We start from the raw sequence: 23,776 nt of genomic DNA, 5'->3' as shown, positions 1-23,776 counted from the left end.
CCGATCCTGGGAGGCGCGGCGGGGCGCTACTCGACGATGAAGCCGACGCGGCCGCGGTAGGTGCGGCCGAGCGGCGCCGCGGCGGCCGCGCCGGGCGGGGCGACCTTGCCGTAGATGCGGTTGATCTGGCCGAGCAGCACGGTCTGGCCGTCGCTGGCGTCGACGAAGTTGTCGTCGGGCCGGCTGACCTGCTTCGCCTCCATCGGCCGGGCGATGTAGGGCGTGCACATGATCATCAGCTCGGTCTCCATCCGCTGGTAGTCGCGGGAGCGGAACAGCGCGCCGAGAATCGGGAGATTGATCAGGCCGGGCAGGCCGGCGATCGCCTGCCTGTTGACCTGCTGGATCAGGCCGGCGGTCATCATCACGCCGCCGGAGGGCAACTCGACGGTGGTCTCGGAGCGGCGCACCCGGGTGCCCGGCACCGAGACCGAATTGTTGCCGACGACGTAGCTGAAGTTCTGCGTCGGATCGATCTCGGTCACGTCCGTGGCGACGCGGATCGAGATCCGGTTGTCGGCCAGCACCGTCGGGGTGAACGACAGGGCGACGCCGTAGGGCTTGTAGGTGATGCCGGGCGAGCAGACGCCGCCGACCGCGCAGGTGGCCGAGGACGGGACCGGGAACTCGCCGCCGGCCAGGAACTTGGCGGCCTCGCCCGAGATGGCGGTGAGTGTCGGCTCGGCCAGGATGCGCGAGACGCCGGCCTGCTCGAACGCTTTCAGGGTCGCCTGGAGCGAGAAGCCGCCCGCCTGGACGGAGGCCTGGATCTGGTTTCCGGTGGCGAGCCCTGGGTTCACCGGGAAGGGCAGGCTGTTGGTGATCACGTTCGGGATGTTCGCCGGCACCAGCGTGGCCGCAGAGGTGCCGCCGTTCACGAGCGTCTGCCCCAGGTTTCCGACCGGGTTCAGAGCCGACCAGTTGCCGGCCATGTTGATCCCGAACTGCTTCAGGACGTTGCGGGACACCTCCACCACGGTGACGCGGAGCATCACCTGGTCCTTGTTGCGGATCGTGAGGTTGTTGATCACCGCGCCCCGCGAGCCGGCGGCGACGCCGCCGCTGGCCGCGCCCGCCGCTCCCGCGGCCCCGGCACCGCCCAGGCCCACGAAGGCGTTGGCGATGTCGATCGCCTGCTGCGCGTCCGCCGAGGAGTTGACCGCCCCCGACAGGAGCACCGAGGCGCCCGAGGAGCGCACGTCGAAGCGTCCGCCCGGGATGCTCTGGTTGAGTAGCTCGCGCAGGGTCCCGAGGTTCAGGTCCCGCGCCACCGTCACGTCGAGGGCGGCGATCTGGCGGCCCTCGGCATCCATGATGAAGATCGAGGTCGCGCCGTCCGCCATGCCGATCACGAAGACCTTGCGGGTCGAGCGGACCACGGCGTTGGCCACCGCGGGGTTGGCCACGAACACCTCCTTGGCGTCCCGCGGCAGGTCGACGATGACGGACCGGCCCGCGGTCAGCTCGACCCGCCGGGTCGAGCTCGCTTCCGCGGCTCCGACCGTGAGGATCGGCGCCGGGCCGAAGGTCTGGCGGTCCTGGGAAGAGGCCGGCCCGGTCAGGGCGACGAGCAGCGCGAGGGCGCCGGCCGAGCAACGGCGCGGGCCGCGGTCGGGGCGCCGCGTCGGGCGCGTGAGGGACAGCGAAGCGGTCATGGCGGTCACGGCGTCTGCTGCCGCGCGACGCCGAAGCGCACCACGGTCAGGGCGGGTTCGGGCATCTGCGCGGCGGACGCGTCGGCCAGCGGCACGGCTTCCGGCGGCAGCCCGGCATCGGCGAGGCTGCGCAGGGAGAGGGTCAGGGCGCCGACCTTCTGGGCGAGCGCCAGGGTCTCGGCCTGCGCGGGCGTCACGGCCAGCGTCGCGGTCTCGCCGGTGACGACGTTGGTGCCGTTCTTCTCCTGGACCAGCTGACCGATCGCCAGGACGCGGATGTCGGTGAGGATCGTCTGGGAGAGCTGCACGTCGCTGTTGTTGGCCCGCGAATTGGACTCGTCGCGGAAGGTGCGGATCACGTCGACGCGGTCGTTCGGCAGGATGAAGCCGCCGGCCGAGTTGGTTCCGCGGCTGTCGGTGACGATGGCGACCGCGCGCATGCCGGGCGGCAGGATCGCCGCCATGAACCCGCTCTCCGGACGCACCAGCTTCTGCGCGCGGATCGGCTCGCCCGTCAGGAAGCCCGAGCGCACGGACGCACCGACGGTCTCCTCGAGGGCCTTGGGGTTGATCTTGCGGGTCATGTAGCCGTTGGCCACGGCGCCGTCCGGCCAGGGCTGCCAGCGCAGGTCCGCGGCCCGGAGCACCTGGCCCATGGGCATGTCGATGGCGGCCACGAGCACGTCGGTCGTCGGCTGCGGTGGCGCCTCGGCCGTCGGCGGTGGTGGCGGCGGTGGCGGATCGCCGCCGCTCATCAGGAAGGCCGCCCCGGTGCCCGCCGCGAGGGCGATTCCGAGGACGGCGAAACGGGCTGGGTTCATCGCATCGCCACGCGCCGGAGACGGCCGGATTGCCGTCCATGACCGGAACCTGCGCGGGGATTCGTGTAATTATGGTTAAGGTATTATAACCTCTGCCGTTGTCGCCGGTCCGGAAACGGGTCGATCGGAACCGCGTCACAATCCGCGGAATCCTTCAGCTCCCGCCCGACCTCGGCCGTGGCGCGGCGCCGGGTCGTCCCCTATCGTGCCGCCGGAACCGCCTCAGAAGCGGGCACTCGGGCGAACCGGGGGGAGACATGATCAGAACAATCGGCGGCGCGGTGATGGCGGCCGCTCTCGCGGGGACCGTGCTCGGGTCCGCTCCGGCGGCCGCGCAGGGAAGCTTCTCGGACAACGCGATACGGATCGGCGTCCTCAACGACCAGTCCGGCCTCTACGCCGAGTACGGCGGTCAGGGCTCGGTCGAGGCCGCCCGGATGGCGGTGGAGGACATGGGCGGCAAGATCGGCAGCGTGCCGATCGAGATCCTCACGGCCGACCACCAGAACAAGCCCGACATCGCCTCGGCGATCGCCCGGCAATGGTACGACCGCGACAATGTCGACGCGATCATGGAGCTGACCACCTCCTCGGTGGCGCTGGCGGTCCAGGGCCTGTCCAAGGAGAAGAAGAAGATCACCATCACCACCGGGGCCGCGACCAGCGACCTCACCGGCAAGGCATGCTCGCCCTACGGCTACCATTGGGCGTTCGACACGCGGGCGCTGGCGGTGGGCACCGGCGGCGCGCTGACCCGGGCGGGCGGCAACACGTGGTTCTTCCTCACCGCCGACTACGCCTTCGGCTCGGCGCTGGAGGCCGACACCAGCAAGGTCGTGCTCGCCAACGGCGGCAAGGTGCTGGGCAGCGTCCGGCACCCGCTCTCGAACCAGGACTTCTCGTCGTTCCTGCTCCAGGCGCAGGGCTCGAAGGCCAAGGTAATCGGGCTCGCCAATGCCGGCCTCGACACCTCGAACGCGATCAAGCAGGCGGCCGAGTACGGCATCGTCGAGGGCGGCCAGAAGCTCGCGGCGCTGCTGTTCACCCTCTCGGAGGTGCACGGGCTCGGCCTCAAGGTCGCCCAGGGCCTGACGCTCACCGAGGGCTGGTACTGGGACGCCAACGACGAGACCCGCGCCTTCGGCCAGCGCTACATGAAGCGCACCGGCCGGATGCCCAACATGATCCAGGCCGGCACCTACTCGGCGGTCCTGTCCTACCTGAAGGCCGTCAAGGCGGCCGGCACCGACGAGACCGACGCGGTCAACGCCAAGCTCAAGGAGCTGCCGGTGGACGACGTCTTCGCCCATGGCGGGATCGTGCAGCCGAACGGCCGCATGGTCCACGACATGTACCTGTTCGAGGTCAAGAAGCCGGCCGAGTCGAAGGGTCCGTGGGACCTCTACAAGCTGATCTCGACGATCCCCGGCAAGGAGGCCTTCGCCTCTCCGGCTGAGAGCGGCTGCCCGCTGACGGCGGCGAAGTAGGTCTCACCCCGTCATCGCGAGCGCAGCGCAGCGACCCGGGGCGGCGCGTCCCTGGATTGCTTCGCTCCGCTCGCAAAGACGGCGGCGGGTCGAATGTCCCGTCTCAGGATGTGCTCTACTCCGAGAGGGTATCACCCCGCCCAGACGCGCCGGTACAGGGCCACGATCTCGTCGGCGCTGGGCTCCACCGGGTTGTTGGCGGGGGAGCCGGAAGCCAGCGCCTGGGCCGCCATGGTGGGGAGCAGCGCCTCCCAGCGGGCCGGGTCGATGCCGTATTCCTGCGGCCCCGGCACGTCGAGGTCGTCGTTCAGCGCCTCGAGCTCGGTCACCAGGGCCGACACCGCCGAGCGGTCGTCGGTGTCCGGGCCGGCGATCTTCATGGCGCGGGCGCAGGCGGCGTAGCGGTCGATCGCGGCCGGGGCCGAGAAGGCCGTGACCGCCGGCAGCAGCATCGCGTTCGAGAGCCCGTGCGCGACGTGGAAATGCGCGCCGATCGGCCGGCTCATGCCGTGGACGAGCGCCACGGAGGCGTTCGAGAAGGCGATGCCGGCCTGGGTCGCGCCGAGCATCATCGCCTCGCGGGCCGCCCGATCGCCCGGATCGGTCCAGACCCGGCGCAGGTTCGGGGCGATCAACCGCATCGCCTGAAGCGCCAGCCCGTCCGAGAACAGGTTCGACTTGCGCGAGACGTAGGCCTCGATCGCGTGGGTCAGGGCGTCGATGCCGGTGTCGGCGGTGAGCCGCTTGGGCTTGGTGAGCGTCAGCTCGTAATCGACCAGGGCCGCCACCGGCAGGTAGGCGAGGCCGATGCAGAGCATCTTCTCGTCCGAGGCCTCGTCGGTCACGATGGTGAAGCGGGTCGCCTCCGAGCCGGTGCCGGCGGTGGTCGGGATCGCCACGATCGGCAGGCCGGGCTCGTCCTGCTGGCGCGGCGCCTTGTAGTCGCGCATGTGGCCGCCGTGGCGGGCGAGCACCGCCACCGCCTTGGCGGTGTCCATGGGGCTGCCGCCGCCGAAGCCGACCACGCAGTCGAAATCGCCCGCCTGGAGGGCCGCCAGCGCCGCCTCCACGGACGCCACGGTCGGGTCCGGCACGGTCTCGGAGAAGATTGTGGCCTTCGCGCCCGCCTTGGTGAGGCGCTCGAGCAGCGTGTCGGTGCGGCCGCTGCCGGCGAGATAGGGATCGGTGACTACGAAGGGCCGCGACAGGCCCAGCTGGCCGAGCACCTCCGGCAGGAGCCGCGAGGCGCCGGCGCCGACGCGCATCAGCCGGGGCAGGGCGATCGAGGCGACCATACTCTTGCTTCTCCCACCCGGCGCCTCTGCTGGTGCGCCGGAACGACGATCTTAGGACCTGCGCCCGCCGGGCGAAACTGCCGGTGCTTACACTGCCGGCCCGGCGAAGAGCGCGGCGGCGGCCTCCACCTCGCCCGCGATGAAGCCCGCCACGGCGCGGATATGGGCGGCCTTCCGGTGATCCTCGTGGATGTGCATGTGGAACGAGCGGGTCAGAGACACCGCCCCGGGCAGCACCGGCACGAGCCCCGGATGGGCCGCCGCGATGAAGGCCGGCAGCACGCAGAGGCCTGCGCCGCCGAGCGTCGCGTGGACCTGGGCCAGGAGGTTCGTGGAGCGCAGACGCGCCGAGACCGGCGGGCCCAGGGCGCCGAGATAGTTCAGCTCGCGCGTGAACAGCATGTCCTCGATGTAGCCGACGAAGGGATGCCCCGAGAGATCTCCGACCTCCGCGATCGGTCCGGTCCCGGCGAGGTAGGATTCGGCCGCGTAGACGAGCAGCCGGTAATCGGTCAGCCGGCGCGCCACCACCCGCGCCTGCTGCGGGCCGGACAGGCTGATGACGATGTCGGCCTCGCGCTTCGACAGGCTGAAGATCCGGGCGGTCGCCATGATCTCCACCTCTAGCCCCGGATGGCGCGCGGTGAGCCGGTGCATCCGGGGGGCCAGGAACACGCTGCCGAACCCGTCCGGCGCGCCGATCCGCACCGTGCCGGAGACCGCCTGGGCGGCCTCCGTGGCGGCGCTCGCCGACAGGAACGCGCTCTCCATGGCCTCGGCGACGCCGAGCAGGTTCGCGCCGTCCTCGGTGAGCGCGTAGCCGAGGTTGCTGCGGTGGAACAGCCGGGCGCCGAGCCCTTCCTCCAGGGCGCGGATCCGGCGCCCGACCGTGGTGTGCTCGGTGCCGGTACGGGTCCCGGCGGCACTCAGCGTTCCGGTCCGCGCCACGGCGAGGAAGAAGCGGAGGTCGTCCCAGTTGGGCCCCGTCCTGGCCATGATCGCACCCTCGCTGTGCATCGATGCACGACGGCTGTAAGCGCATCCGGCTTTATCGCTCAAGCGATCCTGATAGGGTGCGCCAAAATCGAACGCCACATCACAGGGAGGCGCGCATGCGCACGATCGGGCATTACATCGGCGGCCGGAACGTCGGCGGCGAGAGCGGGCGGTTCGCCGACGTGTTCCACCCCTCGACCGGCGAGGTGCAGGCCAAGGTCGCGCTCGCCAGCAAGGCCGAGATGCGCGCCGCGGTCGAGAACGCCGCAGCGGCCCAGCCGGCCTGGGCGGCGACCAATCCGCAGAAGCGCGCCCGCGTCATGATGCGCTTCCTCGAGCTCATCCGCGGCGAGAACGATTCGCTGGCCGAGTTGCTGGCCTCCGAGCACGGCAAGACCGTGCCGGACGCCAAGGGCGACATCCAGCGCGGCGTCGAGGTCGTGGAGTTCGCCTGCGGCATCCCGCACCTGCTCAAGGGCGAGTACACGGAAGGGGCGGGTCCCGGGATCGACGTCTACTCCCTGCGCCAGCCGCTGGGCGTCGTCGCCGGCATCACGCCGTTCAACTTCCCGGCCATGATCCCGCTGTGGAAATGCGCCCCGGCCATCGCCTGCGGCAACGCCTTCATCCTGAAGCCGTCCGAGCGCGACCCGAGCGTGCCGATCCGCATCGCCGAGATCTTCCTGGAGGCGGGCCTGCCGCCGGGCATCCTCAACGTCGTCAACGGCGACAAGGAGGCGGTCGACGCGATCCTCGACGACGAGGACATCAAGGCGGTGGGCTTCGTCGGCTCCTCGCACATCGCCGAGTACATCTACGTGCGCGCCGCCGAGACGGGCAAGCGCGCCCAGTGCTTCGGCGGCGCCAAGAACCACATGATCATCATGCCGGACGCCGACATGGGCCAGGCGGTCGACGCGCTGATCGGCGCCGGCTACGGCTCGGCCGGCGAGCGCTGCATGGCCATCTCGGTGGCGGTGCCGGTGGGCGAGCAGACCGCCGACCGCCTGATGGAGAAGCTGATCCCGCGGGTCGAGTCGCTCAAGATCGGCCCGTCCCATGACGGCTCGGCCGATTACGGCCCGCTCGTCACGGCTGAGGCCGTGCAGAAGGTCGCGAGCTACATCGACAAAGGCGTCGCCGAGGGCGCGCAGCTCGCCGTCGACGGCCGCGGCTTCAAGCTCCAGGGCTACGAGAACGGCTTCTACATGGGCGGCTCGCTGTTCGACCGCGTGACGCCCGACATGACGATCTACAAGGAGGAGATCTTCGGCCCCGTGCTCTCGGTGGTTCGGGCCAGGGATTACGAGGAGGCGCTGGCGCTGCCCTCGACCCACCAGTACGGCAACGGCGTCGCGATCTTCACCCAGGACGGCGACGCGGCCCGCGACTTCACCGCGCGGGTCAACGTCGGCATGGTCGGCGTGAACGTGCCGATCCCGGTCCCGATCGCCTACCACACCTTCGGCGGCTGGAAGCGTTCGGGCTTCGGCGACCTGAACCAGCACGGGCCGGACTCGATCCGCTTCTACACCAAGACCAAGACCGTGACGCAGCGCTGGCCGAGCGGCATCAAGAGCGGGGCGGAGTTCTCCATCCCGACGATGCGGTAGAGCGCGACGGCTCGAGGTGGGGCCCGGGTCCCCCTCTCCCGCGCGGGGAGAAGGTACGGCCCGCCTTGGGGCGGCCGATGTGCGTACCTCGCGCGGTGGCTGACGAACATGAGGGAGTGCCCATGAGTTTCGGGCTCGACGAGGACCGGACCGCGATCCGCGAGATGGCCCTCGGCTTCGCGGCCGAGCACATCGCGCCGCACGCCCTCGACTGGGACCGCGACAAGACCTTCCCGGTCGAGACCCTGCGGGAAGCGGCCGCCCTCGGCATGGCGGGCATCTACGTCCGCGAGGATGTCGGCGGTTCCGGCCTGTCGCGCCTCGACGCGACGCTGATCTTCGAGGCGCTCAGCACCGGCTGCCCGACCGTGGCGGCGTTCCTGTCGATCCACAACATGTGCGCCTGGATGATCGACGCCTACGGCGGCGACGATCAGCGCCGCCGCTGGCTGCCGTCGCTCATGGGCATGGAGCGGATCGCCAGCTACTGCCTCACCGAGCCGGGCTCGGGCTCCGACGCCGCGGCGCTCCGCACCCGCGCCGAGCGGGACGGCGACCATTACGTGCTCACCGGCGAGAAGCAGTTCATCTCGGGCGCCGGCGCCAGCGACCTCTACGTCTGCATGGTCCGCACCGGCGAGGCCGGGCCGGCGGGGATCTCCGCGATCGTGGTCGAGAAGGGCACGCCCGGCCTGTCCTTCGGGGCCGACGAGCGCAAGATGGGCTGGAACGCCCAGCCGACCCGCGCGGTGCGCTTCGACGGCTGCCGTGTGCCGGTGGGCAACCGCCTCGGCGCCGAGGGCCAGGGCTTCAAGATCGCCATGAGCGGCCTCGACGGGGGGCGGCTCAACATCGCGGCATGCTCGCTCGGCGGCGCGCAGGCGGCCCTCGACAAGGCGCTCGCCTACATGGGCGACCGCCGCGCCTTCGGGGCGAGGCTCACCGACTTCCAGGCGCTGCAGTTCCGCCTCGCCGACATGGCGACGAGCCTGGAGGTGTCGCGCACCTTCCTGCGGCACGCGGCCGCCGCGCTCGACGCCAAGGACCCGGCCGCGACCCAGCTCTGCGCGATGGCCAAGCGCCACGTCACCGACGCGGCCTTCGAGGTCGCCAACCAGGCGCTCCAGCTTCACGGCGGCTACGGCTACCTTGCCGAGTACGGCGTAGAGAAGATCGTCCGCGACCTGCGCGTGCACCAGATCCTCGAGGGGACCAACGAGATCATGCGGCTGATCATCGCCCGCGGGCTGACCGGGGGGCGCCGATGAGCGACGTGATCGTCGAGCGGGTCGGCGCGCTGGGCCGGCTGCGACTCAACCGGCCGAAGGCCCTCAATGCCCTGACCCACGGCATGGTCGGCGAGATCGACCGGGCGCTCGACCGGTTCTCGGCCGATCCGGGCATCGCCGCGGTGCTGCTCACCGGGGAGGGCGAGCGCGGCCTGTGCGCCGGCGGCGACCTGCGCTCCCTCTACGACAGCCCCGACACCGCCTTCGCCGAGACCTTCTGGCGGGACGAGTACAGGCTCGATGCGCGCATCGCGGCCTACGAGAAGCCCTTCGTGGCGGTCATGGACGGCATCACCATGGGCGGGGGTGTCGGGCTCGCGGGCCACGCCGCGCACCGGATCGTCACCGAGCGTTCCCGCGTCGCCATGCCGGAGACCGGCATCGGCTACCTGCCGGATGTCGGCGGAACGTGGCTGCTGCCGCGCGCGCCCGGGGAACTCGGCACCTATCTCGGCCTGACCGGCGAGCCGGTCGGCGCCGCCGACGCGATCTTCTGCCGGCTGGCCGACGCCCTGGTGCCCTCCGCGGGTCTGCCTGACCTGATCGACGCCCTCGTGGCGCTCGACCCGGATGCCGGGCAGGCGGGCGTGCGGGACACGATCGCACGGCTCGCCCGTGATCCGGAGCCGGCACCGCTCGCCGCGCACCGGGCGGTGATCGACCGCTGCTTCGCCTTCGACATGGTGGACGAGATCCTGTCGGCCCTGGCGGCGGACGGCTCGGACTTCGCCGCCGCGACCCGGGCGACGCTCCTGACCAAGGCGCCGTCGAGCCTCGTCCTGACGCTGTGCCTCCTGCGGCTCGGTCGCGGCGCGCCGAACCTGGAAGCCTGCCTGGAGCGCGAGTTCCACGCCTCGCTGGCGCTGCTGGCGGAGGGCGATTTCCGCGAAGGCATCCGCGCCGCGGTGATCGACAAGGACAAGAGCCCGCGCTGGAACCCGCCGACCCTCGACGCGGTCGATCCGGCGCGGATCGCCCGCTGGCTGGAGAAGCGGGCGGAGCCGGTTTTTTCGGAATCGCGCACGGGGCCGGTGTGATGACGCGTCGCTCGTTCCCACTCACACCCTCATCCTGAGGTGCCGAAGCGTAGCGTAGGCCTCGAAGGAGGGCTCCAGAAGCCGCCGTGATTCCTGGAGCCCTCCTTCGAGGCCCGCGTCGCGGTCACTTCAGGATGAGGACGCGGGTGGAAGACGCGAACGACAGCAATCAAGGGAGAAGCAGGATGGCGCAGACCATCGGGTTCATCGGTCTCGGCAACATGGGCGGGCCCATGGCGGCCAACCTCGTGAAGGCGGGCCACACCGTGCGCGGCTTCGACCTGGTGCCGGCCTCGCTGGAGGCGGCGCGCGCCGGAGGCGTCGCTGTCACCGGCTCGGCCCTGGAGGCGGCCCAAGGGGCGGACGTCGTCATCACCATGCTGCCCGCCGGGCGGCACGTGGTCGAGGTCTGGACGCAGCTCGCCGAGGCCCTGCCCGCCGGCACGCTCCTGATCGATTCCTCCACGGTCGACGTCGAGAGCGCCCGCAAGGCCCACGCCCTCGCCGAGGCGCGGGGCTGCCTGTCGGTGGACGCGCCGGTCTCCGGCGGCACCGGCGGCGCGAAGGCCGGGACGCTGACTTTCATGGCCGGCGGCGCCGCGGCCGCCTTCGCCAAGGCCGAGCCGCTGCTGAAGGTGATGGGCAAGAACGTGTTCCATTGCGGCGATGCCGGCGCCGGGCAGGCGGCCAAGATCTGCAACAACATGATCCTCGGCATCTCGATGATCGGCGTCAGCGAGGCTTTCGCGCTCGGCGAGAAGCTCGGCCTGTCGCACCAGGCGCTCTACGACGTGGCCTCGGTCTCCTCGGGTCAGTGCTGGTCACTGACCACCTACTGCCCGGTGCCGGGCCCGGTGCCGACCTCGCCGGCCAACAACGGCTACAAGCCGGGCTTCGCCGCCGCGCTGATGCTCAAGGACCTCCGGCTTGCCCAGGCCGCCGCCATCGCCGCGGGGGCGGCGACGCCGCTGGGCGCGGAGGCCGCGCAGATCTACGGTCTGTTCGAGGGCGCGGGCCACGGGGGAGAGGACTTTTCCGCGATCATCCGTATGCTCCGCGGGCAGGGAGGCGAGTCGTGAGCGACACGTACGAGACGATCCTGACGGAGACGCGCGGGCGCGTCCTGCTGATCACCCTCAACCGGCCGAAGGCGCTGAACGCCCTCAACGCGCAACTCACCCGGGAGGTGATCCGGGCGGCGACCGAGGCGGATGCGGATCCGGGTATCGGCTGCATCGTCCTCACCGGCTCGGCCAAGGCCTTCGCGGCCGGCGCCGACATCAAGGAGATGCAGCACGCCACCTACGCGGAGATGTATTCCGGCGACCGGTTCGCCGACTGGGACCGGTTCGTCGCCGTGCGCAAGCCGATCATCGCCGCGGTGGCGGGCTACGCGCTCGGCGGTGGCTGCGAACTCGCCATGATGTGCGACATCATCCTGGCGGCCGACACGGCGCAGTTCGGCCAGCCCGAGATCAAGCTCGGCGTGATGCCGGGGATCGGCGGCAGCCAGCGGCTGACCCGCTTCGTCGGCAAGGCCAAGGCCATGGAGATGTGCCTGACCGGGCGGATGATGGACGCCGCCGAGGCCGAGCGTGCCGGCCTCGTCTCGCGCGTGATCGCGGCCGACCAGCTCCTCGACGAGGCACTGAAGGCGGCCGAGACCATCGCGTCGATGTCGCTGCCGATCGCGATGATGACCAAGGAGGCGGTCAACCGGTCCTACGAGACCACGCTGACCGAGGGCATCCGGTTCGAGCGGCGGGTGTTCCACGCCATGTTCGCCACCAAGGACCAGAAGGAGGGTATGGCCGCCTTCGTAGAGAAGCGGCCGCCCCGGTTCGAGAACACCTGAGCGGGGACCAGGCGATGGATGTGCTGGACCACGACGAAGTCCGGTTCGAGATGGCCTTCCCGCGCGCAATCGTCGCCCAGAAGGCGCGCGGGCGCGAGGAGACCATCAACGAGCACCTCGTGAAGCTGCTCGCCTTCGACGTGCCCCAACGGACGCGGTCGGTCTGGCGGAAAGAGCTGACGCGCCATTTCCGTTTCCTGGCGGCGCTGCGGGTCAAGCCCGGCGCCAGCCTGATCCCGCTCCGCGATTGGCGGGCATGGCTCTACGCGGATCCGTTCGAACACAACGAGGCCGGCTACACGGCCGGCCTGATCGCGCTGAACCCCGACGATTTCGCCCGCAACGACCGCAGTGTTGGGGCGATTGCCGGGCAGATCCGCGACTTCCACGCCGCCATGGTTCAGCGTCTCGCGCAGGGCGAGGCCGGTGAGGATCTGATCCCGGCCTGAAGACGCCGGGTCGGGATCGGTCAACGAGGACGAGGGGGAACGACCATGCCGAGCTTCCGGGAGGCCCGCGACCTTCTGCTGGTCCACCGCACCGACTACGCCGCCGCCGTCGCGGCCTTCGCGTGGCCGGACCCGGTGCCGTTCAACTGGGCGCTCGACTGGTTCGACGCCGTCCTCGCCGGCCCCGAGAGCCGCGACCGCGCCGCCCTGCGAATCGTCGAGGCCGCCAGCGGGGCCGAGCAGAGCCTCAGCTTCGGCGAGCTCGCGGCACGGTCCAATCAGGTGGCCAACCACCTGCGTCAGCTCGGCCTGAAGCGCGGTGACCACCTGCTCCTGCTGCTCGGCAACGTGCCGGCCCTGTGGGAGACCATGCTGGCCGCGATGAAGCTCGGCGCCGTGGTCATCCCGGCGACCACGCTGCTCACCGCCGACGAGCTCGCCGACCGCCTCGCCCGCGGCCGCCCGCGGGCGATCGTGGCCGGGCCGGAGCAGATCGCACGGTTCGCCGGCCTCGACACGGGCGGCGCCGTCCGCCTCGTCACCGGGGCTCCGACGGAGGGCTGGGCGGCCTACGACGACGCCTTCACCGCCTCGGACAGCTTCGCGCCGGACGCCCCGACCGCCGCCGACGACCCGCTGCTCCTCTACTTCACCTCCGGCACCACGGCGAAGCCGAAGCTGGTGCGCCATAGCCACCGCTCCTACCCGGTGGGCGCGCTCTCGACCATGTACTGGCTCGGGCTGCAGCCGGGGGACGTGCACTGCAACGTCTCCTCGCCGGGCTGGGCGAAGCACGCGTGGTCCTCGTTCTTCGCGCCCTGGAACGCCGGCGCGACGATCCTGGTGATCAACCAGGCGCCGTTCAACGCGGCCGCGCTGCTGGCGCAGCTGGAGCGCACCGGCGCCACGACGCTCTGCGCGCCGCCGACCGTCTGGCGGATGATCATCCAGGAGGACCTGTCCGGGAAGCGGCTCGCCCTGCGCGAGGTCTGCGCGGCGGGCGAGCCCCTGAATCCCGAGGTGATCGAGCGCGTGAAGAGCGCCTGGGGCCTCACGATCCGCGACGGCTACGGCCAGACCGAGACCACCGCGCTCATGGCCAACACGCCGGGGCAGCCGGTGGTGCCGGGCGCCCTGGGCCGGCCTCTCCCGGGCTACCGGGTGCGCGTCCTCGACCTCGACGGTCAGCCGGCCACCGAGGGCGAGGTCTGCCTCGAACTCGGGGCCCACCGGCCCGCCGGCCTGATGCAGGGCTACGACGACGGCCAGGGCAACCTGTCGGGCGCGGCCGGCGACCTCTACCACACCGGCGACGTCGCCTTCGTGGACGAGCAGGGCTGCTACACCTTCGTCGGCCGCGCCGACGACGTGTTCAAGTCGTCGGGCTACCGGATCAGCCCCTTCGAGCTGGAGAGCGTGCTGATCGAACATCCGGCCGTGGCCGAGGCGGCGGTGGTGCCGGTGCCCGATCCGATGCGTCACACCATCCCGAAGGCCTACGTGTCCCTGGTGGCCGGAGCCAGCCCCGGGCCCGAGACGGCGCTCGACATCTTCCGCTTCACCAACGCCCGGCTCGCGACCTTCAAGCGCCTGCGCGGGCTCGAATTCGTCACCGATCTGCCCAAGACGATCTCGGGCAAGATCCGGCGGGTGCAGCTCCGCCGCCTGGAGCACGAGGGCATCACCGAGGACCCGCACCGGGGCCGCGCCTACACGCAGGCGGACTTCCCGGAGCTGAAGGGCGAGGCCGAGCGCAAGCTCGACCAGACGGCGGGCTGAGCGTTTCCACCTTGTGATCGCGGGCGCAGCGAGGCGACACAGGGCAGCGCGACATCGGTCGGCCTGGCGCAGTCCTGGCGCGCCCCGCTGCGCCCGCGATGGCGGCGGCGCTCCTGAAGGCTCGGGTCCCCGGGTGACGAACCCTCAAGGTTTCCGGTTTCCGAAGCCGAAGCCGCCGATTTACAGGGGTTCTCAAGTCTCCCGTCGACGCTGTCGCGCGTGAGCGGGCCCGCACCGGCGGATCGGTAAAATTGCGCGCATCCGCTTCAGCGCCGCGGAGGCTCTGCGGCGCAATCCTGTCCTTAACAACGGGGACGGGTTCGATGGGCGCGGCGCTTCTCAGGACGGTTCGGGGGATGCTGGTCGGAGCGGCGACGCTGCTCGGCCTCGCCGCTCCGGTTCAGGCGCAGACGCTGGCGAGCCTGCCCGCGGACGTGGGCGCCAAGATCCTGGGCGACGCCAAGCCGATCGCGGCGTGGGTGACGTTCTGTCAGAATTACGCGGCGGAGTGCGCGCTGGACCGGGGCGAGCCGGCCCGGATCAGCCTGACGCCCGCCACCTGGGCGACGATCGTGTCGGTGAACCGGCGGGTCAACAAGGCGATCGAGCCGATGACCGACCAGGACCACCTNGAGTGCGCGCTGGACCGGGCGAGCCGGCCCGGATCAGCCTGACGCCCGCCACCTGGGCGACGATCGTGTCGGTGAACCGGCGGGTCAACAAGGCGATCGAGCCGATGACCGACCAGGACCACCTGCACGTGGCCGACCGCTGGGACCTGGCCGAGGACGGCATCGGCGACTGCGAGGACTTCCAGCTGCTCAAGCGCCACMTGCTGGCCGAGGCCGGCCTGCCGCGGCGGGCGATGCGCATGACCGTGGTGATCGACGAGAAGGGCGAGGGCCACGCCGTGCTGACCCTGATCACCGACCGGGGCGACCTGGTGCTCGACAACAAGACCAGCGCGATCCTGCCCTGGCACAAGACCGGCTACGTGTTCATCAAGCGCGAGAGCCAGGACGCCGTCGCCTGGGTCTCCCTCGGCGGCGTCACCTCCCCGGTCACCACCGCAAACCGGTGACGCGGCCTCAGGGCGCCGTTCCTGCTCAAGCACAACAAGACCAGCGCGATCCTGCCTTGGCACAAGACCGGCTACGTGTTCATCAAGCGCGAGAGCCAGGACGCCGTCGCCTGGGTCTCCCTCGGCGGCGTCACCTCCCCGGTCACCACCGCAAACCGGTGACGCGGCCTCAGGCCGCCCGGCTCAGCGACGGCTGGGCGAGGCTCGCCACGTAGGACTCCACCCGGCCGATGAAGGCCGCGAGATGCGGGGCGACGCCCCGGAGACTGGCGAGATCCCGGACCAGGATGTCCCGCGACAGCGCCCTGTCGCCCTCGCTCGGCGCGTCGGCGAGGTAGGAATCGACCGCGTGCTCCGCGATATTGATCGCGCCGGCCCGACCATCTTCGGCGAGCGCTCTGATCACCTGCTGGATGGCGGGCTGCATGGCGGGTCCTTTCCTGGGGTGCGGCCCCGTCGGCGACGGGCTGGCCGGCTTCACGCGTCTCGATCGAGCCCGCCGCGAATCCCCCGTGCGAGCCGTGCTGAGAAGCCGGCAAAGCTGACCTGAATCAAGGCCTTCCGAGAAGGCGCAGAGCGGCTATTCACTCAGTGCATACGGTTTCGGCCAGCCCCGCGGATGCAACACTCTCTTAAATCGGAACCGATACGGCTCCCCGCGCGTTAGCTGGCTCCCCCTGACCCATTGTGCGTCGCACGTGGCCGTGTCACCCTTCCGTCATCATCGGGCGGCGGGGGCTTGAACCATGCGGCACGCGGATGGCGGTATCTCGTGTCAGGTCTTCGGCCCGCTCCGTTGGCGCGGGTGGACGCACGCGGCGTGCCGCGCGCGGCAGGCGGCGAGTTTCGCCCTGCTCGGCACGATCCTCGCGATGGGCGGCGCCACGACCCACGCCCACGCGCGGCTGGTCCTGCCGGATCAGGTGACCGCCGCCGAACCGACCGGGCCGGTGCGGGCGATCGCGGGCTGGACGGATTTCTGCGCCCGCACGCCTCAGGAATGCACGGTCGACACGGCCGAGCCGGTCGAGATTTCCCTGACCGTGGCGGTGTGGCGGACCCTGCAGAGCGTCAACCGCCGCGTGAACGCGCGCATCCGGCCGATCACCGATCAGGCGCACTGGGGCGTCGTCGACCGCTGGGACTTCCCCGATGACGGGTTCGGCGATTGCGAGGATTACCAGCTGCTGAAGCGGCGGATGCTGGTGGAGCGCGGCCTGCCGCGGCGCGCCCTGCTGATGACCGTGGTGATCGACGAGACCAACGAGGGCCACGCGGTGCTGACGGTCCGGACCGACCGCGGCGACTTCATCCTCGACAACAAGACCGACGCGATCCGCTCCTGGCGCCGCACCGGCTACAACTTCATCAAGCGGGCCGGCCAGGACGGCGCGGCCTGGGTGTCCCTGGAGGGCAAGGACGGGACCGCGCAGGTGGCCACCGCCGAGCCCTGAACCCGGTCAGGCGCCGACCAGCATCGCGGCGAGGTCGAGGGCGACGCGGCCGGAGAGCAGGCTCCAGCCGCACGCGATGACCGTCGCCAGCATCACGAACGGGATCGGGCGCCCCTCGATCCGCCGGCCGCGCACCGTGTTGCGCAGGATGATGAACGGCGCCGAGAAGGCCAGCATCGGCAGGGCGGCGACCGCCGGCAGACCACCGCGCTCCAGCAGGCTGAAGCTCGCCCGCCGCGCCGCGAACAGCTCGAAGGCGCTGGCGATCAGGCCGGACAGCGCCAGTCCGATGCAGAGGGTCCGGATCGACTCGAGGGCGACGGGCGTGAGGACCATTATTCGCGCTCCTGATACAGGTTGCGCGCACTGTACTCACGCCGTTTACCGGTTGTTAAGCACGAGTCTTTGTTAGCGTTAATCCGTGCACAGGTGCGGCCGGCGGAACCCGATCCGAGACGCGGGTCCGGCCGGAGCGCGGGGCCTCAGGCCTCTTCCTCGAGATCGATGTCGAGGATCGCCATCCGGAAGACGAAGGAATCGTCGCCGTCCTCCTTGTCGTCGGCGATCACGCCGATCGACTCCTCGCCGATGAACACCTCGGCGGAATCGCCGGTCTTCATCGCGGTGAGGCGGATATTGTTGTTCGCGAACTTGCGGCGCAGATAGTCCTGAAGCTTCGCGGTCTCGGCTTTGGTCACGCTGGTCGATCTCCCCTGGCGGCGCTGGCGCCGCGGATGGGCCGAGGGCTTGCCACGCCGCGGGCGGAGCGGCAAGCGCGACGGCCCCGGGTCAGATCCCGTCGCCCAGGTGGATGAACTGATCGAGGGCGACGAGTTGGTCCATCGCCCGAGCCGGATCGTCGCAGCCGGCGGTGCCGACCACGCGCGCCGGCACGCCGACGACCGTCGTGTTCGGCGGTACCGGCCGCAGCACCACCGAGCCCGCCGCCACTCGGGCGCAGGCCCCGACCTCGATGTTGCCCAGGATCTTGGCGCCGGCGCCGATCATCACGCCGCGGCGGATCTTGGGGTGGCGGTCGCCGCGCTGCTTGCCGGTGCCGCCCAGGGTCACGGCGTGGAGGATCGACACGTCGTCCTCGATCACCGCGGTCGACCCGACCACGAGGCCGGTGGCGTGGTCGAGGAAGACGCCCCGACCGATCCGCGCCGCCGGATGGATGTCGCACTGGAACACCTCCGAGATCCGGCTCTGGAGGTAGAGGGCGAGGTCGCGTCGACCGCGGTTCCAGACATGGTGGGCGAGGCGGTAGGCCTGCAGGGCGTGGAAGCCCTTGAAGTACAGGACCGGTTCGAGGGCCCGGAGCGTCGCCGGATCCCGGTCGATCACCGCGCCGATATCGGCGCGGAACGCCTGGCCGATTCCGGGATCGACCGTGATCGCCTCGTGGAAGGCGTGGGCGACGAGTTCGGCCGGGAGCGACGGGTGCCCGAGCCGCGCCGCGACCCGGTGGGAGACCGCGCCTTCCAGCGTGGTGTGGTTCAGGATGGTGGCGACGATGAAGGAGGCGAGCTGCGGCTCGGTCCGCAGGACATCCTCCGCCTCGTCCCGCAACCGCGACCAGACCGGGTCGACGACCGCGAGGTCATGCGATGGATGAGTGAAGGCAGGACTGGCGCTCATAGTCGGATGCTCATGTCCGGGACTTCGCAGGGTCTGCCGGTCGCGCGTGGGGCGGGGCCGGTCCAGCACCCGCTCGAGCGGGGTGGTTGTCCCGCCCGGAGAGACGGCAGCGGCGGCGACGGACCGCGGGTACTGCCCTAGCGTGGTGCGCTGCACCGCGGCGATCAAGGGCCGGCGCGGCCCGGGGGTCGCATCGGTCGCATGGCTGTCAGCGAACGCGGGCGGGTCAGTCCGCCAGCGGCACGCCCTGCCCGAACCGCGCCTCGATCGCCGCCGTCAGGCGGTCCAGCATCGTCTGGACAGGGATGTTGGAGGTGTCCACCGTCGCCGGGGCCCGGGCGTAGAGCGGCTCGCGGCTCGCCAGCACGGCGCGCAGCTCCTGCATCGCGGAGGCGTGGTCGCCCGTCGTGGCGAGGTGTCCCTGCTCGCGGACGCGGCTCATATGCTCCTCCGGCCGGGCGCGCAGCCAGATGGTGTAGAACGCCTGGAGGAGCAAATCGTAGGTCAGCGGTTCCGCGACGATGCCGCCGCTCGTCGCGAGGATCAGCGGCCCGGGATGCTCGGTCAGGCGCCGCAAGGCCGCCTGCTCGAGCCGGCGGTAGCCTTCCTGGCCGTAGATCGCGAAGATCTCCTGGACCGAGAGGGCGTTCTCCCGCTCGATCTCGGCGTTGAGCTCCACGAAGGTCCAGCCGAGGCGCTCGGCCGCGAGCTTGCCGAGGGTCGACTTGCCGGCGCCGCGCAGTCCGGTCAGCGCCACGCGCGGCCGGTTGCTCGATTCGGGCCGGCTGCCGCCGGACAGGGCCTCCTTGGCGGCGACGATCTGGGCCGGGCTCGCCTGGGCGAGGAGGTCGCGCACCACGGGCCAGTCGGGCAGCGCGTCGTTGCCGGTGATCAGGTCGTCCAGCCGCACACCCATGGCGTTCGCCACCCGCCGCAGCAGGATGATCGAGACGTTGCCCTGGCCGCCCTCTAGCTGCGCGATGTAGCGCTCGGACAGGCCCGAGGTCTGCGACAGAACCTTGCGCGACAGCCCGCGCACGGTGCGCGCGTGCCTGACGCGTCGCCCGAGGTCCGTGAGAAAGAGAGATTCCTGTTCCACGCCGGTCATGGCGCCGTCCGCTTTCCTGCCAGCTCGAAAGCAGAGTCCGTGCCCTGCATGCCTGCCGCTTCGAGATCCATCGCGCTTTGGCGTTCCGCCAGACAGGAAGCTGCCTGAGAACGTGCGCGTGTAGACCGGCGTTTCCTGCCCTGAGATCCGTCGTGCGCCACCCGCGTACGGCCGCTGTCTCGCGGCGCCGGTCCGTACCGTAACGATCCAACCACGTTGCTGGCGTGGCGCCTATGTGTTGCGGATCGACCCGATGGTCAAGCCTTGGGCATGATCCTTGTGTGGGCAGAAGGCCCGGCCGGGCGGGCGATCGGCGGTCTGCACCCGCGCCGGAGAGGGCGCGCTACTCGACCGGCAGGGCCGTGGCCTCGCGCACCGGCGTGGCGAGCGCCGCGGCGGCCGGAGCGCGCCGCGGCGTCGCGGCGGCGAGCATCTGGAGCGACGGACGGCGCGGCGGCAGCGGCACCTCGACCGCCTCGACCGCCGCTTCGGTGGCCAGTGCCGAAGCGGCCGCGGGGGTCATCGGGGTGGCGGCCGCCGCGGGCTGCGGCGAGAGCCGGAGTTCCGCCATCTGCGCCGGCGAGGCCTCCGCGCTCCCGAGGGCGGTGGGTCGGCGCGGCGGCAGCGGCACCTCCACGGAGGGAACCGAGGCGGCCTGCGGGGCGGCCGGGGTCGCGCCTGCGGCCGGGTCGATGGAGAGGCTGGCGAGCTCGACCGCGGCGCCGGCCAGGGCAGCGGGCCGGCGCGGCGGCAGCGGCACCTCGACGGTCTCGGTCGGAACCTCCGCCACGGCGGCGGCCGTCGGCGCGTAGGCCAGGGCGGCGGCCGCGGGGTTGGGTTTGGAGTCGGCGACGCCGCCGCCGAACAGGCTCGCGAGGGCGCTGGCCGACGCCGCCACCGGGGCGACCACCGAGGCGACCTCGGTGGAGATGCCCTGGCGCTTGGCGGCGTAGTAGTAGCCGCGGTTGTAGTACTGGTAGGCCTGGGCGACGTTGCCCTTCGCCGTGCGGTAGGCGCCCGCCAGATAGGCCACGCCGTAGCGCAGGTTGGTCTCCGGATCGTACAGGCCGGCGGCGTCGCCGGTGTAGCCCATGCCGCGCGCGGTCGCGTGCTTGATCTGCATGAGACCCAGGGCGCTGCCGCCCTTCGCCCGCGGATTGTAGTTGCTCTCGCGCTTGACCACGGCGTGCACGAAGCTCGCCGGAACGCCGTTCGCCTTCGCCTGCTGCTCGATCAACGCGTCGATATTGTCGCGCGCGCCCTGCCCGAAGGCGGCGGCGGGCGCGACCGCGAGGACGGCGGCCAGGATGAGGCGATGCATTCCGAGACCCGGTGCTGCTTGTTCTGTAGTCAAGCTAGGTCACGGGGAAATGAGGCCGGAAAGCGGCCCCCGTTCGGCAGCCTGTGGGCGGCCGGGGCGACGGGCGTGCTTGTGATCCGCGCGCCACAGGGCGGCGCGCGGACGCGGTCGGCCGGTCTGGGGAGCCGGTCAGGGAAGGATGAAGCGCTCGACCGCGCGGGCGAACCCGTCGGCGTCGTTGCTGTCCGTGACCGCGCTGGCGGCCGCCTGGACGCTCGCCTCGGCATTGCCCATCGCCACGGAGTAGCCGCTCTGCGCGAACATCGGGCGATCGTTCCCGGCATCGCCGAACGTGGCGATCCGCTCGCGCGGGATAGCGAGATGCGCGCTCATCCAGGCGACGAAGCGACCCTTGTCGAGATCGGGCGGCGTCACGTCGAGATAGTACTTCTGCGAGCGGTGGACGGTGGCCCGGCCGGCCAGCGCCGCCGCGATTCGCGTCTCGCAGGCCTCGAGATGGGCGTGGTCGCGGCTGACGCCGACGATCTTGGCGGCCGTACCCATGAGCGTTCCGAGATCCGGCACGACCCGGGGCTCCGCGTCGATCGTGCGGCGCTCTAGGTCGGTGTAGGGACCGTCCGGGTCGCGCAGGCACCACGCGCCGTCGGCGAAGACCCAGACATCCAGCCCCTCGGCCAGGAGCCGGTCGAGGGCCGCCCGGGCCGCCGGCTCCGGGATGGTCCGTTCCTCGATGATCGACAGGTCCGGCCGGACGACGCTCGCGCCGTTGAAGGCTCCCATCGGCAGGTCGAGGCCGAGCTCCGCCACGAGGCTCCGCAGCCCGATCGGCGGCCGCGCCGAGGCGATGCTGAAGCCGATCCCGGCCGCGCGCAGGCGGCGGACGGCCGCCACCGTCGCTGCCGTCAGGCGCTTGTCCCCGGTGACCAGGGTGCCGTCGACGTCCGAGATCACCAGGGCGATCCCCGCGGCCTTGCCGGTTCCTGCAGTCATCGCGTCACTCCCCACCCGGATCCCGCCCCACCCGGATCGCGACGCGCCGCGGCGGCGAGTTCCGCCACGACCCGGTCGGCAATCGCCTCGGGCGGCTCGAGGATCCCGACGGTGATCGGGTGCTCGTCGGGGCCCGGGACCTCGAGGGTCGCGAACTGGCTGTCCAGGAGATGCGGCGACATGAAGTGACCCTGGCGTTCCGCGAGACGCCGCGCGATCAGGGCCTTGTCGCCGTCGAGGTAGACGATGCGGACCCGCCGGCTGCCCCGGGTGAGGACGTCCCGGTACGCGCGCCGGAGCGCCGAGCAGACCACCACGCCGGACTCGCCGGCGTCGAGGCGCTGCTGGATCCAGGTCGCGATCCGGGCGAGCCACGGCGCGCGGTCCGCGTCGTCGAGGGCGTGGCCCGCGTGCATCTTCGCCACATGCTCCGGCGCGTGGAAGCTGTCGCCGTCCACGAAGATCCAGCCGAGCTTCTCGGCGATCAGCGCCGCCACGGTGCTCTTCCCGGACCCCGAGACGCCCATGACCACGAGCACCTGAGCGGCCGTCCCGGCATCGAATGGCGAGTCTGATTGGGACGTCATCCGGACCACCGTGGCTCCGAGGCGCGCCGGGGCGCCGCGCGTCACGATCATGCGGAGCGCGCGCGCGGAAGGGAAGATCGCCGCGCCCGACGTTGCCGCCGTGTCGGCAGGAACCGTCGCGGCGCGGGCCGCGTTGACGACCCAGAACGCGAACATTTAGGGAACACGAGTCGCATGGCTACCACCACCGCGAAGGCGACGTCGAAGGCCGATCGGGATTCCGGAGCGCGCCAGGATGCGCACCAGAACGTGCCGGAGAACCCCAAGACCGACCCGAAGGACGTGTCGAACCAGATCAAGGATCCGGACCAGTGGACCACCGGCGGCGAGCCGATGACCGGCGCGCAGGCCTCCTACCTGAAGACGCTCTCCGAGGAGGCGAAGGAGCCGAAGGCGTTCGATCCCGACCTCGACAAGGCCGAGGCCTCCAAGCGGATCGACGACCTGCGCCACAAGGCCGGCCACGCCTGAGCCGTCGCGGGCGCGCCCTCGCCGGGCGCGCCCGCCGCGCGGGGCGGTGCATATCCCGCCCGGAATCGGCCCGATGCCCTGTTTCGGACACTTCGTTAAGCCGGCGGCAAGCGCGGGCCGGTAACAGCCTTCCGAGCGCGTGAGGTCACGCGGACGGCGGGACGGGAAGGCGCGTTCGACCATGGATGAGCCGGGCGGCGACGGGGCGGGGCGGCGCGCGGTGCGATCCCGGGCGGCGGCCGCCCTGACGGATCGGATCCCTGTCGCGGCCGCGCGCTTCGCCCGCGACCTCCGCGGATCCACCGCGACCGAGTACGCCCTGCTCGGGGGCCTGATCTTCCTCGTCGCGGTCGGCAGCATCCGCTACTACGTGTCCCGCGTCAGCGCCGTCTACGGCGACATCACCGCGGCGGTGACCCAGGGTCAGTGAGCGGATCGCGCCGGGGCCGTGCGGCCCTGGAGTCGATGGGCCGACTCGTTACCGTCGACAGCGCTCGGATTTGTGTCCCGATATTTCAGCAGCGCGCGCTGCGCCCGGCATTCGTCGTCCCTGTGCCCCGAAAAAGCTGTGCTTAACGAGGATGACTTAGCAGTCTCGGTCGTGGCGGGCGGAGTGTGGCTCACCCGCTACGGACACCTGGGCCGCTATGGGCTAGGCACGGGCTCGGCAATACCGATGGGCAACATCTGGATGCGCAAACTTCCCCTCGTCCTGCTCGCCGTCACGGCGATGTCGGGCTGCACGTACCTGCCCGCGGCGGGTCCGACGGCGAGCGCGATCCAGGCCGGGGCCGAGGTCGCCACGGCCGACGGCGGGATCCTTGCCCGCTACGAGATCATCGACGTC

At 71.2% G+C, this 23,776-nt stretch carries 24 protein-coding genes and 3 pseudogenes; 15 read left to right on the top strand and 12 right to left on the bottom strand.

Annotated elements, in window-relative coordinates; genetic code table 11:
* Nucleotides 1-26: 26 nt before the first annotated feature.
* Both ASG32_RS12240 and cpaB read right to left on the bottom strand, forming a co-directional pair.
* Nucleotides 27-1,655 carry a type II and III secretion system protein family protein gene (locus ASG32_RS12240; protein WP_056526223.1) on the bottom strand — a complete coding sequence of 543 codons (1,629 nt, stop codon included), beginning with the start codon at nt 1,653-1,655 and terminating at the stop codon, nt 27-29.
* Between the two features lie 5 nt (nt 1,656-1,660).
* Nucleotides 1,661-2,476: a Flp pilus assembly protein CpaB gene (cpaB, locus tag ASG32_RS12235; protein ID WP_020095649.1), complete on the bottom strand. Its 816-nt coding sequence runs from the start codon at nt 2,474-2,476 to the stop codon at nt 1,661-1,663.
* A 281-nt stretch (nt 2,477-2,757) separates the two neighbouring features.
* Here cpaB and ASG32_RS12230 point away from each other — a divergent pair, with 281 nt between their 5' ends.
* The gene (locus ASG32_RS12230; protein ID WP_199866105.1) at nt 2,758-3,963 is read left to right on the top strand and encodes an ABC transporter substrate-binding protein; all 1,206 of its coding nucleotides are present in this window, start codon (nt 2,758-2,760) and stop codon (nt 3,961-3,963) included.
* 131 nt (nt 3,964-4,094) lie between these two features.
* On the opposite strand, the gene ASG32_RS12225 is transcribed toward ASG32_RS12230, so the two are convergent.
* Complete coding sequence (locus tag ASG32_RS12225) at nt 4,095-5,258, bottom strand: iron-containing alcohol dehydrogenase (RefSeq protein WP_056526218.1); 1,164 nt, start codon at nt 5,256-5,258, stop codon at nt 4,095-4,097.
* A gap of 87 nt (nt 5,259-5,345) precedes the next feature.
* Nucleotides 5,346-6,254: a LysR family transcriptional regulator gene (locus ASG32_RS12220; protein ID WP_244491912.1), complete on the bottom strand. Its 909-nt coding sequence runs from the start codon at nt 6,252-6,254 to the stop codon at nt 5,346-5,348.
* A 116-nt stretch (nt 6,255-6,370) separates the two neighbouring features.
* Here ASG32_RS12220 and ASG32_RS12215 point away from each other — a divergent pair, with 116 nt between their 5' ends.
* The 10 genes and pseudogenes from ASG32_RS12215 to ASG32_RS32400 form a co-directional block, all read left to right on the top strand.
* A complete protein-coding gene (locus tag ASG32_RS12215) occupies nt 6,371-7,867 on the top strand; it encodes a CoA-acylating methylmalonate-semialdehyde dehydrogenase (protein ID WP_056526215.1) in 1,497 nt (498 codons plus the stop codon).
* Nucleotides 7,868-7,989: 122 nt separating this feature from the next.
* Nucleotides 7,990-9,135: an isobutyryl-CoA dehydrogenase gene (locus ASG32_RS12210; protein ID WP_056526212.1), complete on the top strand. Its 1,146-nt coding sequence runs from the start codon at nt 7,990-7,992 to the stop codon at nt 9,133-9,135.
* On the top strand, nt 9,132-10,193 hold the full coding sequence (locus ASG32_RS12205; protein ID WP_056526209.1) for an enoyl-CoA hydratase/isomerase family protein: 1,062 nt from the start codon (nt 9,132-9,134) through the stop codon (nt 10,191-10,193). The genes ASG32_RS12210 and ASG32_RS12205 overlap by 4 nt, the downstream gene beginning before the upstream one ends.
* A 185-nt stretch (nt 10,194-10,378) precedes the next feature.
* Nucleotides 10,379-11,272 (top strand): 3-hydroxyisobutyrate dehydrogenase, encoded by an 894-nt coding sequence (mmsB, locus tag ASG32_RS12200; protein ID WP_056526206.1) that lies wholly within the window; start codon nt 10,379-10,381, stop codon nt 11,270-11,272.
* The gene (locus tag ASG32_RS12195) at nt 11,269-12,048 is read left to right on the top strand and encodes an enoyl-CoA hydratase (protein ID WP_020095657.1); all 780 of its coding nucleotides are present in this window, start codon (nt 11,269-11,271) and stop codon (nt 12,046-12,048) included. The genes mmsB and ASG32_RS12195 overlap by 4 nt, the downstream gene beginning before the upstream one ends.
* A 14-nt stretch (nt 12,049-12,062) precedes the next feature.
* Nucleotides 12,063-12,497 (top strand): hypothetical protein, encoded by a 435-nt coding sequence (locus ASG32_RS12190; protein ID WP_056526204.1) that lies wholly within the window; start codon nt 12,063-12,065, stop codon nt 12,495-12,497.
* 45 nt (nt 12,498-12,542) lie between these two features.
* Nucleotides 12,543-14,276, top strand: a complete 1,734-nt coding sequence (locus ASG32_RS12185) for an AMP-binding protein (protein WP_056526201.1) — start codon at nt 12,543-12,545, stop codon at nt 14,274-14,276.
* Between the two features lie 356 nt (nt 14,277-14,632).
* Nucleotides 14,633-14,907: pseudogene (locus ASG32_RS12180) on the top strand (transglutaminase-like cysteine peptidase); the annotation flags it as partial.
* Between the two features lies 1 nt (nt 14,908).
* Nucleotides 14,909-15,357 (top strand): transglutaminase-like cysteine peptidase (locus ASG32_RS12175; RefSeq protein ID WP_206780035.1); only part of this gene is annotated, 449 nt, incomplete at its 5' end.
* Nucleotides 15,358-15,378: 21 nt separating this feature from the next.
* Nucleotides 15,379-15,519 (top strand): annotated as a pseudogene (locus tag ASG32_RS32400) (transglutaminase-like cysteine peptidase); the annotation flags it as partial.
* Between the two features lie 7 nt (nt 15,520-15,526).
* On the opposite strand, the gene ASG32_RS12170 reads toward ASG32_RS32400, so the two are convergent.
* A complete protein-coding gene (locus tag ASG32_RS12170) occupies nt 15,527-15,784 on the bottom strand; it encodes a hypothetical protein (RefSeq protein WP_012320711.1) in 258 nt (85 codons plus the stop codon).
* Nucleotides 15,785-16,103: 319 nt separating this feature from the next.
* On the opposite strand from ASG32_RS12170, the gene ASG32_RS12165 reads away from it, so the two are divergent.
* A complete protein-coding gene (locus ASG32_RS12165; protein WP_056526198.1) occupies nt 16,104-16,811 on the top strand; it encodes a transglutaminase-like cysteine peptidase in 708 nt (235 codons plus the stop codon).
* A gap of 6 nt (nt 16,812-16,817) precedes the next feature.
* Here ASG32_RS12165 and ASG32_RS12160 read toward each other — a convergent pair whose 3' ends face one another.
* The 7 genes from ASG32_RS12160 to ASG32_RS12130 all read right to left on the bottom strand — a co-directional run bounded on the left by ASG32_RS12160 (nt 16,818) and on the right by ASG32_RS12130 (nt 22,458).
* Nucleotides 16,818-17,147, bottom strand: a complete 330-nt coding sequence (locus tag ASG32_RS12160; protein WP_020095662.1) for a hypothetical protein — start codon at nt 17,145-17,147, stop codon at nt 16,818-16,820.
* Between the two features lie 146 nt (nt 17,148-17,293).
* Nucleotides 17,294-17,509: a DUF3126 family protein gene (locus ASG32_RS12155; RefSeq protein ID WP_007565940.1), complete on the bottom strand. Its 216-nt coding sequence runs from the start codon at nt 17,507-17,509 to the stop codon at nt 17,294-17,296.
* Nucleotides 17,510-17,600: 91 nt separating this feature from the next.
* Nucleotides 17,601-18,452: a serine O-acetyltransferase gene (gene cysE / locus ASG32_RS12150; RefSeq protein WP_056526196.1), complete on the bottom strand. Its 852-nt coding sequence runs from the start codon at nt 18,450-18,452 to the stop codon at nt 17,601-17,603.
* Nucleotides 18,453-18,678: 226 nt separating this feature from the next.
* Nucleotides 18,679-19,560: a helix-turn-helix transcriptional regulator gene (locus tag ASG32_RS12145; RefSeq protein ID WP_020095664.1), complete on the bottom strand. Its 882-nt coding sequence runs from the start codon at nt 19,558-19,560 to the stop codon at nt 18,679-18,681.
* A gap of 343 nt (nt 19,561-19,903) precedes the next feature.
* Nucleotides 19,904-20,881, bottom strand: a complete 978-nt coding sequence (locus tag ASG32_RS12140; protein ID WP_056526193.1) for a transglycosylase SLT domain-containing protein — start codon at nt 20,879-20,881, stop codon at nt 19,904-19,906.
* Nucleotides 20,882-21,049: 168 nt separating this feature from the next.
* On the bottom strand, nt 21,050-21,871 hold the full coding sequence (locus ASG32_RS12135; protein WP_056526190.1) for a Cof-type HAD-IIB family hydrolase: 822 nt from the start codon (nt 21,869-21,871) through the stop codon (nt 21,050-21,052).
* A complete protein-coding gene (locus ASG32_RS12130; protein ID WP_056526352.1) occupies nt 21,868-22,458 on the bottom strand; it encodes a gluconokinase in 591 nt (196 codons plus the stop codon). The genes ASG32_RS12135 and ASG32_RS12130 overlap by 4 nt, the downstream gene beginning before the upstream one ends.
* Before the next feature lie 174 nt (nt 22,459-22,632).
* Between ASG32_RS12130 and ASG32_RS12125 the strand changes: the two genes are divergently transcribed.
* The 3 genes and pseudogenes from ASG32_RS12125 to ASG32_RS35025 form a co-directional block, all read left to right on the top strand.
* Nucleotides 22,633-22,929 carry a DUF3072 domain-containing protein gene (locus ASG32_RS12125; RefSeq protein WP_244491911.1) on the top strand — a complete coding sequence of 99 codons (297 nt, stop codon included), beginning with the start codon at nt 22,633-22,635 and terminating at the stop codon, nt 22,927-22,929.
* A gap of 181 nt (nt 22,930-23,110) precedes the next feature.
* Entirely contained in the window at nt 23,111-23,359 is a 249-nt protein-coding gene (locus ASG32_RS12120; protein WP_056526187.1) for a hypothetical protein, read from the top strand.
* A 261-nt stretch (nt 23,360-23,620) separates the two neighbouring features.
* Nucleotides 23,621-23,776 (top strand): annotated as a pseudogene (locus tag ASG32_RS35025) (sugar transporter); the annotation flags it as partial.

Origin of the sequence: Methylobacterium sp. Leaf361 (assembly GCF_001424445.1) — a bacterium.
Taxonomy (GTDB): Bacteria; Pseudomonadota; Alphaproteobacteria; order Rhizobiales; family Beijerinckiaceae; genus Methylobacterium.
This window is presented reverse-complemented; position numbering and strand designations above follow the sequence as displayed.

Excerpts from the sequence above, each read along its gene's own strand:
- ASG32_RS12240 (WP_056526223.1), bottom strand. The coding sequence starts at position 1,655 with ATGACCGCTTCGCTGTCCCTCACGCGCCCGACGCGGCGCCCCGACCGC.
- ASG32_RS12215 (WP_056526215.1), top strand. The coding sequence starts at position 6,371 with ATGCGCACGATCGGGCATTACATCGGCGGCCGGAACGTCGGCGGCGAG.
- cpaB (WP_020095649.1), bottom strand. The coding sequence starts at position 2,476 with ATGAACCCAGCCCGTTTCGCCGTCCTCGGAATCGCCCTCGCGGCGGGC.
- ASG32_RS12190 (WP_056526204.1), top strand. The coding sequence starts at position 12,063 with ATGGATGTGCTGGACCACGACGAAGTCCGGTTCGAGATGGCCTTCCCG.
- ASG32_RS12130 (WP_056526352.1), bottom strand. The coding sequence starts at position 22,458 with ATGACGTCCCAATCAGACTCGCCATTCGATGCCGGGACGGCCGCTCAG.
- mmsB (WP_056526206.1), top strand. The coding sequence starts at position 10,379 with ATGGCGCAGACCATCGGGTTCATCGGTCTCGGCAACATGGGCGGGCCC.
- ASG32_RS12225 (WP_056526218.1), bottom strand. The coding sequence starts at position 5,258 with ATGGTCGCCTCGATCGCCCTGCCCCGGCTGATGCGCGTCGGCGCCGGC.
- ASG32_RS12125 (WP_244491911.1), top strand. The coding sequence starts at position 22,633 with ATGGCTACCACCACCGCGAAGGCGACGTCGAAGGCCGATCGGGATTCC.
- ASG32_RS12205 (WP_056526209.1), top strand. The coding sequence starts at position 9,132 with ATGAGCGACGTGATCGTCGAGCGGGTCGGCGCGCTGGGCCGGCTGCGA.
- ASG32_RS12185 (WP_056526201.1), top strand. The coding sequence starts at position 12,543 with ATGCCGAGCTTCCGGGAGGCCCGCGACCTTCTGCTGGTCCACCGCACC.
- ASG32_RS12145 (WP_020095664.1), bottom strand. The coding sequence starts at position 19,560 with ATGACCGGCGTGGAACAGGAATCTCTCTTTCTCACGGACCTCGGGCGA.
- ASG32_RS12170 (WP_012320711.1), bottom strand. The coding sequence starts at position 15,784 with ATGCAGCCCGCCATCCAGCAGGTGATCAGAGCGCTCGCCGAAGATGGT.
- ASG32_RS12120 (WP_056526187.1), top strand. The coding sequence starts at position 23,111 with ATGGATGAGCCGGGCGGCGACGGGGCGGGGCGGCGCGCGGTGCGATCC.
- ASG32_RS12135 (WP_056526190.1), bottom strand. The coding sequence starts at position 21,871 with ATGACTGCAGGAACCGGCAAGGCCGCGGGGATCGCCCTGGTGATCTCG.
- ASG32_RS12140 (WP_056526193.1), bottom strand. The coding sequence starts at position 20,881 with ATGCATCGCCTCATCCTGGCCGCCGTCCTCGCGGTCGCGCCCGCCGCC.
- ASG32_RS12160 (WP_020095662.1), bottom strand. The coding sequence starts at position 17,147 with ATGGTCCTCACGCCCGTCGCCCTCGAGTCGATCCGGACCCTCTGCATC.
- ASG32_RS12220 (WP_244491912.1), bottom strand. The coding sequence starts at position 6,254 with ATGGCCAGGACGGGGCCCAACTGGGACGACCTCCGCTTCTTCCTCGCC.
- cysE (WP_056526196.1), bottom strand. The coding sequence starts at position 18,452 with ATGAGCGCCAGTCCTGCCTTCACTCATCCATCGCATGACCTCGCGGTC.
- ASG32_RS12210 (WP_056526212.1), top strand. The coding sequence starts at position 7,990 with ATGAGTTTCGGGCTCGACGAGGACCGGACCGCGATCCGCGAGATGGCC.
- ASG32_RS12165 (WP_056526198.1), top strand. The coding sequence starts at position 16,104 with ATGCGGCACGCGGATGGCGGTATCTCGTGTCAGGTCTTCGGCCCGCTC.